14 protein-coding genes are annotated in these 12,936 nt (G+C 33.8%); 6 read left to right on the top strand and 8 right to left on the bottom strand.

The window, feature by feature from the left end; all coding sequences use genetic code 11:
- Positions 1-39 precede the first annotated feature (39 nt).
- The 4 genes from DMB91_RS02160 to DMB91_RS02150 all read left to right on the top strand — a co-directional run bounded on the left by DMB91_RS02160 (position 40) and on the right by DMB91_RS02150 (position 1,792).
- A complete protein-coding gene (locus tag DMB91_RS02160; protein ID WP_052043232.1) occupies positions 40-834 on the top strand; it encodes an aldo/keto reductase in 795 nt (264 codons plus the stop codon).
- Positions 835-905: 71 nt separating this feature from the next.
- Positions 906-1,343, top strand: coding sequence for a MerR family transcriptional regulator (locus DMB91_RS02155; RefSeq protein ID WP_143116790.1), 438 nt, complete (start codon positions 906-908; stop codon positions 1,341-1,343).
- Between the two features lie 160 nt (positions 1,344-1,503).
- Positions 1,504-1,656, top strand: coding sequence for a hypothetical protein (locus DMB91_RS08790; protein ID WP_185900251.1), 153 nt, complete (start codon positions 1,504-1,506; stop codon positions 1,654-1,656).
- Positions 1,657-1,684: 28 nt separating this feature from the next.
- On the top strand, positions 1,685-1,792 hold the full coding sequence (locus tag DMB91_RS02150; RefSeq protein WP_143116789.1) for a hypothetical protein: 108 nt from the start codon (positions 1,685-1,687) through the stop codon (positions 1,790-1,792).
- A gap of 116 nt (positions 1,793-1,908) precedes the next feature.
- Here the strand turns inward: DMB91_RS02150 and DMB91_RS02145 are convergent, their stop codons facing one another.
- Genes DMB91_RS02145 through purB form a run of 3 tightly spaced genes read right to left on the bottom strand, consistent with a single transcriptional unit; the run spans position 1,909 to position 6,798 of the window.
- On the bottom strand, positions 1,909-3,051 hold the full coding sequence (locus DMB91_RS02145) for a polysaccharide pyruvyl transferase family protein (protein ID WP_260604869.1): 1,143 nt from the start codon (positions 3,049-3,051) through the stop codon (positions 1,909-1,911).
- A gap of 18 nt (positions 3,052-3,069) precedes the next feature.
- The gene (locus tag DMB91_RS02140; RefSeq protein WP_034905657.1) at positions 3,070-5,439 is read right to left on the bottom strand and encodes a ribonucleoside-diphosphate reductase subunit alpha; all 2,370 of its coding nucleotides are present in this window, start codon (positions 5,437-5,439) and stop codon (positions 3,070-3,072) included.
- Between the two features lie 24 nt (positions 5,440-5,463).
- A complete protein-coding gene (gene purB, locus DMB91_RS02135) occupies positions 5,464-6,798 on the bottom strand; it encodes an adenylosuccinate lyase (RefSeq protein ID WP_034905656.1) in 1,335 nt (444 codons plus the stop codon).
- A gap of 83 nt (positions 6,799-6,881) precedes the next feature.
- Between purB and DMB91_RS02130 the strand changes: the two genes are divergently transcribed.
- Entirely contained in the window at positions 6,882-7,805 is a 924-nt protein-coding gene (locus DMB91_RS02130; protein ID WP_034905655.1) for an RluA family pseudouridine synthase, read from the top strand.
- Between the two features lie 578 nt (positions 7,806-8,383).
- Complete coding sequence (locus DMB91_RS08785) at positions 8,384-8,530, top strand: hypothetical protein (protein ID WP_156104132.1); 147 nt, start codon at positions 8,384-8,386, stop codon at positions 8,528-8,530.
- Between the two features lie 164 nt (positions 8,531-8,694).
- On the opposite strand, the gene traF is transcribed toward DMB91_RS08785, so the two are convergent.
- The 5 genes from traF to DMB91_RS02105 all read right to left on the bottom strand — a co-directional run bounded on the left by traF (position 8,695) and on the right by DMB91_RS02105 (position 12,862).
- Entirely contained in the window at positions 8,695-9,834 is a 1,140-nt protein-coding gene (gene traF / locus DMB91_RS02125) for a conjugal transfer protein TraF (protein ID WP_034905654.1), read from the bottom strand.
- A gap of 50 nt (positions 9,835-9,884) precedes the next feature.
- Entirely contained in the window at positions 9,885-10,310 is a 426-nt protein-coding gene (locus DMB91_RS02120; protein WP_034905653.1) for a hypothetical protein, read from the bottom strand.
- 329 nt (positions 10,311-10,639) lie between these two features.
- On the bottom strand, positions 10,640-11,899 hold the full coding sequence (gene rlmN, locus DMB91_RS02115; RefSeq protein WP_081946932.1) for a 23S rRNA (adenine(2503)-C(2))-methyltransferase RlmN: 1,260 nt from the start codon (positions 11,897-11,899) through the stop codon (positions 10,640-10,642).
- Between the two features lie 10 nt (positions 11,900-11,909).
- Positions 11,910-12,494, bottom strand: a complete 585-nt coding sequence (locus tag DMB91_RS02110) for a purine-nucleoside phosphorylase (protein ID WP_034905651.1) — start codon at positions 12,492-12,494, stop codon at positions 11,910-11,912.
- A 17-nt stretch (positions 12,495-12,511) separates the two neighbouring features.
- A complete protein-coding gene (locus DMB91_RS02105) occupies positions 12,512-12,862 on the bottom strand; it encodes a hypothetical protein (RefSeq protein ID WP_143116788.1) in 351 nt (116 codons plus the stop codon).
- Between the last annotated feature and the right edge of the window lie 74 nt (positions 12,863-12,936).

Genomic DNA, 12,936 nt, shown 5'->3' with positions numbered 1-12,936 from the left:
GTTCAAAGCTTAAATACGACTTCACCACAAGGAGAAAAAATGATCACTTTAAACAATGGCATAAGAATGCCTCTTTTAGGACTTGGCACTTATGGGCTTAATGCAGCCGAGTGCGTAAATATAACAAGAGAGGCAGCCAAGCTAGGGTATCGCTTGTTTGATACAGCACAAATGTATGGTAATGAAAATGAGCTTGCTCAGGGTTTGCGTGAAAGTGGAGTGCCTAGAAATGAGCTTTTTATCACCACTAAGCTTTCAAGTGGCATGGATTATGAAAGAACTAAAAGGCACATAGAGCAGACTTTAAAGGATATGAAGTTAGAATACCTTGATCTGCTTTTGCTACACAGCAGTTTTAGTCAAAGAATTGCTATGTATAAGGCTATGGAGGAGTTTTACGAGCAAGGACGGATCAAGGCTCTTGGGATTTCAAATTTTAGAGAACAAGTTTATCTTGATTTTATCAAAACTTGCAAGATAGTCCCAGCTGTCAATCAAATGGAAACTCATGTATTCTTACAACACAGAGCCTATCAAGAACTTATGCAAAAAAATGGCAATTGCAAGCTTGAATCTTGGAGTCCTTTTGTATCTGGAAGAAATGGCATTTTTAATAACAAAGTGCTAAAGCAAATCGCCTCAAAACACAACAAAAGTATAGCTCAAGTAGTGTTAAGATGGTTAGTGCAAAGAGAAGTTATAGTCATTCCAAAAGCCTCAAAAATAGAACATCTTAAAGAAAACATTAGTATCTTTGATTTTGAACTTGATAGCACAGATTTAGCTCAAATTACCAAGCTTGATACAGGCAAAAGCTCGGTGAATTGGTGGTAAGTTCAAAAAAAAGCTAAAAGCAAAAATGAGCTTAAAACAGCTAAAAAGCTCTTGCTTAAAAGGAAAACATCATGGCTTATACTATCATAGAGGTTGAAAGACAAACAGGCGTGCCCTCAACTACGCTTAAATTTTGGATCAAAAAGGGGCTTTTTCCAAATTTAGAACGCGATAAAAACAACGTGCGTTATTTTAGTAAAAGCGATGTTGAATGGGTGAAGTGGATAGAGTATTTTCGCTTTACTAAGATGCCAATTAAACGCATTAAACATTATATAGAGCTTTATTATAAGGGCGATAGTACCTTTGAAGAACGCAAGCAGATGATTGAGGATCAAAAGGAATTTATCATCAAAGATATGGCTCAAACTAAGTTTATACTTGAAAAAATTGATGAAAAGCTTAAAATTTATGAAGAAACAAGTGGGAATTTATTTTGTGAGAAAAAAGTTGGCAACAAGATCAAGAAGCTCCCTCCCTTTGAGCTTGGCAACAAAACAAAAAGCTAAAGATAAAATGTTTTGCTTACTAAAAGAGCTTAAAACATTCAAGGAAAAAAACACTAAGCTTAAAAGTGTTTCAAACTGCGTTTTTGCACGTTATAAATAAAATGATAGCTATGTTTTGTGTTAATATAAAAAATAGCATATTAGCACAAAGGAGAAAGCAATGCAAAGCAATGAATTTAATGAAACTCAAAAAGATGAGATAGATGATATGTGTTTAAGCGAAATCGTGCTTGAACACCTCATAGAAGAAGGTTTACTGCTCTTGCAAGTGATGCTTAAGAAGCATTTGAACTTGCCAAAAAAAGGAATTTGATCTTTATATTTTTGATGTTAAGGCGCCTATGGGCGATGGTTTTTCTTTGCTTAAGGATTTAAGGGCTTTGGGTAAGAGGATGCCAGCGATTTTTTTAACTTCTTTCAATTCAGTAGATGATGAAAAAAGGCTTTGAAAGTGGTTGTGATGATTATGTGAAAAAGCCTTTTAGTCTAAGTGTATTGAAAAAAACATATCATTGATTTAGTTATTTTTCACAAAGGCAAAAAGCTTGCAAGTGTTGGATAAAGCTTAATTTACTTGAAACTTAGCGATAAATTCCCTCAATGCCTCAAGCTTTGCTTCATCAATATTTTCACCTTTTTCTTTAAGAATGCTAAGCCTTATATTTTCAAGCATAGCTTCTTTTAAGGCTTCTATATCAGGTGCTTTTGGGTTAAAATCAACTTTGCCTTGCTTTAAATCCTCAACACTATAGATAGGGATAATACCCTTTAAAGTACTAAAGCGTGTTTTTTGCTCCTCGCTTGTGCGGATAAAAACGACAGGAATTGCTAAGGCTGTAGCTGGTAAAGCACAATGTAAAGCCGAAGTGATGATGAGCTTTGCTTCATTTTCATAACGTTTAAGTAAGTCTTGTGTGAGCTTAAAACAATGCTCTTCGCTAGAGTCGACAAGCTCAACCCATTGTTGTTCGATAAATTCGCCACTTTCTTGCAAATTTTTTGGCACATAAGCAAGTAGTTTTTTATCAAAACCCACAAAAAAGACTTTTGTTTGCGTAGCTTTAGGCTCTCGTTTTGGCAAGATGCTGGTTAAACATCTTGAAAAATACGCTTTTAGCCCAAGATTTTGTAAGAATTCAAGCGTAAAAGCATCTCTACAGCCTATTTCTTTATTTTCAAAATAATGAGGAAAATGAGCAATGAAGTATTTTAAAAAATTTTGTGTCTCTTGCGTAAAATGTGTGCCTATAAAAACGCTTGTTAAATTTGCATTTGGTAAGAAGTCAAAACCTTGTGCAAACCAACCCTGCATAAGCACAACCCCCCCCCCCCACCCCTGTTGAAGATAAAAGCTTAGAGTATTCCTATCAAAGTGCTTAAAATTTGCATTTTTAAAGCCTTGTGTTACCGCTTTTTGCGTGGCTATGCTTTGGATATAATCGCCTAAATTTCTTGAGTTATAAACACCATGACTTGCGTAGTGAAAGATTATAAAGGGCTGATTTTCTTCTAAAGTCTTTGTAGAGTTGCTTTCAAAGATCCTTTCATATCGGTATAAGGATTTTTTCATTTCGCCAAATTTAACTTCTTCTTTAAAAGTCTCAAAACTTTCTCTTAAAGTTTTTACTCGATTTTTAAGCCTTTTTTGTCGTTTCTTTCTTAAAAATCTATTGATTTTATCCTTGCTTTCTTTGATAAAATTTATCACTTTAAAGCCTCCTCTTTTTTACTGACAACCTTCACATTCTATGCTACGATCAGCTACATTTACTTTTTCGCTGTCTGGACTTTCGCTTCTTAAGTAATAAGTTGATTTTACCCCAAGTTCATGAGCAAGAGTGTAAATTTCGTTAAGATAGCCTCCACTTGCCTTATCCAAGCTCATAAAGATATTTAAACTTTGTCCTTGATCAATCCATTTACCACGCACAGCTGCAGCTTTAACCAAGAGTTTTTGATCGATTTCATAAGCTGAAATATAGTATTGCCAAGTATCAAGGCTTAAATTTGGCACCACAACAGGAATCATTCCGCTTAAGTTTTGCTCAAACCATTTCCTTTTGTATATAGGCTCTATAGTTTGGGTAGTGCCTACAAGTATAGATATGCTTGAAGTTGGTGCGATCGCCATTAAATAGCCATTTCTCATACCATCTTTTTTAACCTTTTCCTTAAGCTTATCCCAATCACATTCGCTTTGATTAAAAAGCCCTTCTCTTAAAGTGAGTGCTTTAGCTTTATCGCTTGCTGTGTCAATTGGGAAAATCCCCCTACTCCAGCTGCTGCCTTTAAAGTCTGGATACGCTCCTTTTTCAAGAGCTAAATTTGAGCTTGCTTGTATGGCTTCAAAACTAATCATCTCCATAATCTTGTCAATCTTTTCAAAATGTTCTTCACTGCCCCAGTGAATTTGTGCTTCAGCAAGCATTTGTGCTTCTCCCATTACGCCAAGTCCTATAGAGCGGGATTTTAAATTCGTATCTTTTACTTTAGCGTGTGGATAAAAATTAAGATCGATAACATTATCAAGCATTCGAACAGCTGTTGGAACTACTCTTTGGATATCTTCTTTTTTGTAGATTTTACTTAAATTTATGCTTGCTAGATTGCAAACAGCAGTTTTGCCGTCATTTTTGAATTTTTCAACTATATAGACTTTTTTACCACCCATATAATCAAGAGTAGAAACTTTTTTCGCAAGTTTGGTGATACCTCCGTCGATCTTGACTTCTTCATTTTCATCTAGGTGAAGTTCGCTTTTATCATCAAATACGATTTTAATTTGATAATAATTTGGCTGGGTATTTTGAAAAATTTCCGTGCATAAATTTGAGCTTCTGATAATGCCAGTATGTGAATTTGGATTAGTGCGATTTGCTGTGTCTTTGAAGCATAAAAATGGCATACCACTTTCAAAATAATTGAGCAATATCTTTTTCCAAAGCTCTTTTGCATCGACGATTTCTTTGCTTATGCTTGTGTCTTTTTCGTATTCTTCATAACGTTTTTCAAACTCAACCCCATAGAGTTCGCACAAATCAGGCGTATCGGCTGGATCAAATAGAGTCCATTTATCATTAGCTTTTATTCTTTTCATAAACAAATCATTGATCCACAAAGCTGGAAAAAGCTCATGAGCCCTTCTTCTTTCTTCACCAGAATTTTTACGCAAATCAATAAAATCGTTAATATCCATATGCCAAGTTTCTATATATACAGCAATGGCTCCTTTTCTTGTGCCAAGTTGATCTACAGCCACAGCTATATCATTAGTGATTTTTAAAAAAGGTATAATACCCCCTGCAGCGTTTTTGTGCCCATCTATGCTTCCGCCCATAGCACGCACTTTACTCCAATCCCAGCCTATACCACCACCAAATTTAGAAAGCAATGCCATTTCTTTATAACTATCAAAAATACCTTCTATATTATCAGGTGCACTTCCTATGTAACAAGAGCTGAGTTGATGCCTTGTGGTGCGAGCATTTGAAAGGGTTGGAGTAGCTAGCATAACTTCAAATTTAGAGATTAAATCATAAAATTTCTTTGCCCATTCTTGGGGATTGAACTCATTTTGAGCTAAAAACATTGCTATACCCATAAACATATGCTGAGGTAGTTCTATAGGTTCGCCTTTGCCGTCTTTTATCAAATAGCGATCATAAAGGGTTTTTATACCAAGATAAGTAAATTGCATATCTCGTTCTGGCTTGATATACTCATTTAAATCGTCCAAATCGTATTTTTCTTTGAGTCCAAGTAAAATGCGCCCAGTCGCTTCACCTTTTTCAAAGTATTCACGCAAGTGATTGTAGCGGTTAATTCCACTTACTTTTTTATACAAGCTATACAAAAACAAACGAGCTGCAACAAAGCTATAATTAGGACAATCCACATCTATCTTTTCAACTGCTGTTTTAATCAAGGTTTTTTGAATTTCATCTGTGCTTATACCATCTCGAAACTGAATTTTTGCATCAAGTTCAAGCTCGCTGACATTGACTCCATCAAGTCCTTTTACCGCATCACCAGTGCATTTTTTGATCTTTGAGATGTCAAGTTCTTCTGTGCGTCCGTTTCTTTTAATTACCTTCATAGCTAAACCTTTCTTTGTTTTAATTTATTTTTCATCAAAAACGCGTTTTAAGATAGCTTCAACATTTTTTGTATAATAGCTATAATCAAAACAAGCCCGAATGCTTAATTCGTCAAGCTTTTGTCTTAGCTCTTCATCTTCAAGCAAGCTTTGCAAAAACAAGCTCTCGCCGTTTTCATTTAAAGCACTTTTACCATTTTGCAAGTCCTGCCACACTTTCATGGCATTTCTTTGCACGATTTTATAAGCAGCTTCTCTGCTCATGCCCTTAAATGGAAGCTCTAAAAGCACGCGTTGAGAAAAGACAAGTCCACCTGTGAGATTGAGATTTTTCATCATATTCTCTGGATATACGAGTAAATTTTTGATTAAATCACTTAGGCGAATAAGCATAAAATCAGTTGTGATAAAGGCATCTGGCAAGATAAATCGCTCTACACTTGAATGGCTAATATCTCTTTCATGCCATAAAGCTACATTTTCTAAGGCTGGAGTAACAAAAGAGCGAATAACTCTACAAAGTCCAGTAATATTCTCACTTAAAACTGGATTTCTTTTGTGAGGCATGGCTGAACTACCTTTTTGTCCTTTAGAGAAAAACTCTTCAGCCTCATAGACTTCTGTTCTTTGCAAGTGCCTTATATTTATAGCGATTTTTTCACAACTTGCTGCTAGTATGGCTAGGGCTGAAATCACTGCAGCGTAGCGATCTCTTTGAATAATTTGATTTGAAATTGGGGCTGGTTTTAAGCCAAGTTCTTTACATACTTCTTCTTCTAGCTTGAGTGGAGCATGAGCAAAATTTCCCATTGCTCCGCTTATTTTGCCATAAGAAATCATTTCTTGAGCTTGTTCAAGCAATTTTTTTGAATGCTTTAATTCGTCATAAAATACGCCCAAACTCAAGCCAAAAGTAATAGGTTCGCCATGAATTCCATGACTTCTGCCTACCATAAGCGTAAATTTATGCTCTAAAGCCTTTGCTTTGATATTAGCTAAAAGTTCATATAAGTCCTTTAAGATAAGCTCTAGGCTTTCTTTGATCTGTAAAGCCACAGCCGTGTCGATACAATCAGAGCTTGTCATACCAAAATGTAAAAAACGACTTTCTTCGCCCAAACTCTCACTTACTGAGGTTAAGAAAGCGATAACATCATGCTTTGTTTCTTTTTCAATCTCATCAATTCTTTGTATGTTAAATTTGGCGTTTTTAATGATTTTTTCACAATCCTCATCGCTGATAAAACCAAGCTTGTTCCAAGCCTTAACTGCAGCAAGTTCAACTTTTAGCCAAGCGTTATATTTTGCATTTAAGTCCCATTTGCTCGCCATTTCTTTTCTGCTGTATCGTTCAACCATTTTCTTTGTTCCTTGAGTTATGTTATAATTTTTGAAATAAAAAATGGTATTTTAACTAAACAAAATTTTAAAAAAGGTTAAACTTGGCTTACACGAAAATTAAATTAGTAAATTTAGCTTCAAACAATGAATTACCCATATTTAGAGTGCTTATAGACACCTTAAATATCTCTATGAACGAGGCTCAAAGACTCATAGATACAAGCAAAGTCCTATGTAATGGGCAAATTATTAAGCAAAAAAATGCTCAAATTCAAGGCTTAATCGAACTTGTGAAGTATGAGAGCAAACCGCGTGGAATTAAACCTGTTTTTGAGAATGAAAATTTTGCCCTTTTTGATAAAGAAAGCGGAGTTTTAAGCCATCCAAATGGAAGGCATTGTAAGTATAGTTTGTGTGATGAAATTTGGCATTTGTGGGGTAAAAAAGCCTGTGTAGCTCACAGACTTGATAAACAAACAAGCGGACTTATACTCGTAGCGAAAAATCAATTCACAGCAAAAAAACTTAAAAAAATGTTTGAAAATAAAGAAATTCACAAAGAATACCTTGCTCTCGTGCGTGGAAAAACAGCTTTAAATTTTAGTGTCAATGCACCTTTGGCTTTAAGCAAAAAGTATGATGATATAAAAACAAGAATGCAAATTTGTCCTGTAAGCAAAGGTGGAAAAGAGACAAAAAGTGAATTTGAAAGACTTGAGTTTTTTCAAACGCACAATGTTTCTTTGCTCTTATGTAAGCCCAAAACGGGCAGACAACACCAACTTCGCTTGCATTTGTTCCATGTGAAACATAGTATCTTGGGCGAAACTCTGTATGGACTTTCAAAACCAGAGATTGAAAACATACTTGATGAAAAATTAAGCTTGCAAGAACTTCAAAAACTTTGTGGGGCAAGTAGATTGTGCCTTCATTCATATCGCTTGAAATTTCGATTTGAGAATGAGGAATTTGACTTTTATTCACAAAAAGATATAAAAACAGAGTTTTTAAATGCTTTAGCTTAAGTTTATTTTAATATATTATTATAATATTAGTTTTCAATAAAATGTTATAAATAATTTAATGAGCTAAATTTTCATATTTATAAAAATTGTGTTTGTATGTTTTTAAATTTTTACATTAAGTTTTGAGAAATTTTGTTTATTTTTAGCTTAAAAATAAAGAGCAATATGTCCTGAATCAAGTATGGAAATAATTCAAATTACAGCTCTTGTATTTAGTTTAATTGAGCTTTATGTTTTGACAAATATCAAACTCTCCTAAGCAAACAAAATACGACTTAACAGCACTCTTTTTAGCTTTATTTTATCTTTTTTGCCTTTGCTTATACAAGTCATTTCAGTGTAACTTTAGGCATTTTATACTTTTTTTGTGATGGTTATAAGAGTGAAGTTAAAAGTTAGAGAAAGAGAATAAATCAAGCTTATCTTTTTGTAAAATTGTGTTTTCAGCTTTTTTAAATATGAGTATATTATAATACTTACTATCATATTTTTGTTTATCTTTATGCGTATTGGAATTTACAATCTTCCATTTAATAATAAAATCAAGAAAAAATATCATAAAAAAAGAAAAGGATAAAGTGTCGTTTTTAACAAATAATCTTATAGAGTTTAGCGATGTATTAATGACTTTTTATGAGATTAGCTTTTTTCTCATCACGACTTATATCATATCTTATTTTAAACTTTTAAAAGAAGCAAGATATACACAGTTGGAGTATTTTTGATCAGCCTTGTATTTGCTTTTGCTTTTTTCAAATTATTTTTTTGGAGCTTTAGTTTATTTAAGCCTTATTTATATTTGGATACAAATTCTAAGAGAAAGATAAAACACAAGAAAGAAGAAAGACTTAAGGTTTAAATTTTTAAGACTTCAAAAGGCTTTGAGTATTCAAAACTCAAAGCTTCCACCAAGTTGCACTGAAAAATATCTTGGATAATTCGTCCCCGCAACCTTCGCCCTTTCAGTCGCAACAGCTACGCCCAAATCCAAAAAGCCAAAGCCCATACCAAAACTGACAATCGCTCCATTGTCTTGTCTTAAATCCTTAGAAATACCAGCCCTTGCGTCAAAAAACATGGCATGTGCATCTATACCAATACCGATTTTTTGACTTTTTTGCTTTGGCATACCTGTTGGAGTAAGCATTAGATTTTCCGTTAAATCCGCATCAGCTGCGAGGCTAAGATGATCGCTAAGATCATAAGCTAAACCAAGTCTTGCTTGAGGATAAATGGTAAGCTTGCCATTATTTTTAAAGTTAAATTGAGGCGTGTTGAGATTTTTACCCACAAGAGCGAAGGTAAAATCAGGTGTATAAGCAGGGGAGTAGCTAAAGCCAAAGTCGATACCAAAATTATTGTCGCTCCTTGCATCGCTTCCTTTGATCGTATCGATAATATCATCTTGTATATCGCCCTTCGAATCCGTAGTTAAAAGCTTTCGAGAAGTTTGAACATTGCTTAAACGCATAAATTTTACCGCTGCACCCCAACTTAATTTACCAAGCGTAGAGTCCAAAGAAAGTGCATAAGAAAGCGGTAATTCCATAACACTTAAACGTCTCAAGTGAAAATCTACATTATCACCAATATTTGTAACATTAGCAGGCAATTGCCCCGAAAATCCAGCTACAGCATAAATACTTTGCGAGTAACCCAAAGCAACATCACCTAAAGGTAAAATATCAGGAGCTTTAAAAGCCCAAGTACCTTGCATTTTTACACGAGCAAAATTTTCTTTAAGCAAGTTGTTAAAATACGAAATATTTTGAATATTGTTAAAATCGAAATTAAATGCTTCGAATAAATTTTTATGCTCAGCTTCTACACCTATGCTATAACCCATGCGTGTAGCGTCATTTGCAGAGATGAGGGCTGGATTGTAAAAGATAGCGTAAGGATTGCTTTTTAACGCTACACCAACTCCGCCCATACCCATTGCCTTGTGTCCGACTTCATTAAATTCTAAAGCCTCGAGCGAGTTTGTCGCAATAAGTGATATAAGAGCAAAACTGCATATTTTTTTCATCTCATTTTCCTTTTATACATCAAAGTGATTTCTAAATACAAAAAACTTCATTATTTTAGCTTAAATTTGCTAAAAAGAAACTCAAATTTTTGTTTCACGAGAAACTTTTTAGAACAAAAAACATCAATTTTACAATAATTAAAGCGATAAGGCAGATGACAAGAGCAAGATGATGAGAAAAATTTCCGCACAAGATCACTTTTTTTAAGCACAAACATGTAAAAACAAATAGGTATAAAAACAAAAAGCAAACTAATGAAACCTATCTTAAAGACTAAGAATTTTTGAAAAGTGTTTTTAAGCCAGCCAAGTGTTTCGCCAAGATAAAAACTTGCAAGTAAAGCCTCGCTACAAAGCAAAAGCAAAAAAGCTTGTCCTAAGATCAAAGTGCTTGGTTTTAAAAGCTCTCTTTTGAGCTTGATAAATTCTGCTTCGCTGTGGCTCTTCTTAAAAACGAGAAAAGATAAAAAAATCATAGATTAAATACCCTATCACCATGCAAGCATACAGCAGATGAGTAATTTTAACAAGAGTGTAAACATTTTTCTCTAAGATTTAATTTCAAATTTTGAACTTTATCTTAGCTTTATTTTTAGCTCTCATTCTTGATATAGGTTAAATTTTGAATTTTTCAAGTCTATCTTTTTTCATTTTTCAGCACCAAAACTATCCCTACAACACCTACAATCACAACTATAGAGATAAAAATCAATTCAGCTATATCTAAAAAAGTCATTTTGTCTTTCCTTTTAGTTTTATTTTTAAGCTAGTTTTGTTTGAATTTTAATTTGTCAAGCTACGATCCTTAAAGTCTTGCTCTTTTATATTTTTCTTTTGAAATTTGTTTTTTAAGACTTCGATCTTTGCAATTTTGCTCTTGCAAATTCTGTTTTTTCAAACTTTGTGCGTTTTGTTTTGTGCGTTTAGCTTCTTGTAAAATCGGCTTTATAGGATTTTTATTTTTTGAGTCTTCATCATTGTTTGAGCACATTTTAAGCTCTTGTTCTTTTCTTTCTTTAAGCTGCCCGCAAGCTGCTGATATGTCAAGTCCCTTGCTTTGTCTTATGGTGCAAGTTACGCCTTTGGCACTTAAAAAATCTTGAAATTTCACCGCATCATCTAGGCTCGGACGCTCATATATGCTTCCTTCGTGAGGATTAAAAAGCAGTAAATTAACCTTAGCTTTTATGCCATTTAAAAGCTTTACTAGCTCTTTGGCGTGTTCTAATTTATCATTAACGCCCTTTATCAAAAGATATTCAAACATTACCCTTTTTCGTGCATCCACTGGAAATTCACGCACAGCTTGCATGATAGAGGCTATATTATAGGCTTTATTGATAGGCATAAGCTCACTTCTTAGCTCATCATTAACCGCGTGCAAAGAAATGGCAAGCAAAACGCCCAAATTCATCTCTCCTAGCTCTTTGATCTGCTTGGCGAGTCCGCTTGTGCTAATGGTTTGTCTGCGAGGGCTGATGGCAAGCCCATCGTTTTCGCTTAAAATTTGCACAGCTTTTGAGACATTTTTAAGATTATCCAAAGGCTCACCCATGCCCATAAAAACTATATTTACCCTTCTTTCATAGGGAATATGATTATACTTTTTGATCCACAGCACTTGAGCGACTATCTCACCAGCACTAAGATTACGTTTTAAGCCGCCTTTGGCTGTGAGGCAAAAAGAACATCCTGATTTACAGCCTACTTGCGAGCTTATACATATAGTGTAACGGGTATGATGTAATCTTTTGCCCTTTTCATCAAAGGCTTCTTCTTTCATAGGCAACAAAACACTTTCTATGAAATATCCATCATTTAAGCGGAAAAGATATTTTATGCTTTTATCATTGCTTTGCTCAAATTTTACGCATTCTAAGGGCTTGAAATGGTATTTGTTTTCAAGTTCTTCTCTTAAATTTAAGGGCAGGGAACTCATCTCTTTAAAAGTATCAGCGTATTTTTGATAAATCCACTGGAAAATTTGCTTTATGCGGAATTTTTGGGGAAAATTTTGCTCTAAATCCTTACTTTGAAAATCAAGTATATTTTCTAATGTTTGCAAATTTACCCTCTTAGATATAGTTTTGTTCTTCTAAAAATGCACTCAAGCGTTTTTTACACTCAATGTGGTTTTTTAAAAAAGATTCATGAGCTTTTTCATCGCAGTAATTACTCGCACATAAAAAGCAAGCAAGTTCTATTTCATAAAATTTTGCTACACTTAAAAGAGAGAAAATTTCCATATTTTCAAGCCTTAAACCAAGTTTTAAAAACTCAGCTGCTGCTTTTTTATCCGCACAAATATAATTTGAAGAATTACTTTTCAATGTTTCTTGTGAAACAAATTCAGCCAAAGTCTTATTAGGTTCTTTTTTTTCTAGCTTTTTATCCCAGTTTATTTCACATTGTGCTGGTGAGTAAAAAGCATTTGAGAGTTTTGAAAATTCTATATTAAAAGCATGCTGACTTTGATAAATTTGCAAAAGTTCATCTTTTTCATCATATAAGCCACAAGTGCCGATAAAAACAAGCTTTAATGGCTTAAATTCTTGCAAAAGCAAAGGCAGTTTCAAACAGGGTTCCACAAGTCCTATGCCTATACTTTTTGCAAAGCTAAAATTTTCATTTCCTCCTGCACAGAGTATTAGTTCTTGCATACTTCTTCCAAGTTTTTTTAAATAGATTCTAAGCCATTGATATTTGTTTTGCTATTTTTAGCTAAAGCAACGATGAGCTTAATCATATGTCTTATATTATTCTTAAAATTTATCAACAAACTTGAATATGTTACCATTTTTCTTGCCCCATTTGGTATTATTAATGTTAAGCTGTTAAGCTTGGAATTTAAATTCATATAGCTTAATTTTTTTTCTATAGTTTTGGTTAAATTTACGCCCCATTTCTTCTCATCTATATCATGCAAAACTAGGGCAAAAACCAAAACTAGCTGTATGATCCTAGATACAATATCCTCAGTAAAAAGAAAAGTATTAACAAATAAAAGCACCATAGCTATGATAAGCACCAAAGGCATACGAAAATATAAAATGAAACATTACTCATTCCCCTTGCATGTTTTTAAGATAAACAAGGATTTAA

This window comes from Campylobacter sp. MIT 97-5078 (assembly GCF_006864455.1).
Taxonomy (GTDB): domain Bacteria; phylum Campylobacterota; class Campylobacteria; order Campylobacterales; family Campylobacteraceae; genus Campylobacter_D.
Note: the sequence above shows the minus strand (reverse complement) of the source record. Positions and strands in the feature narration are given on the sequence as shown.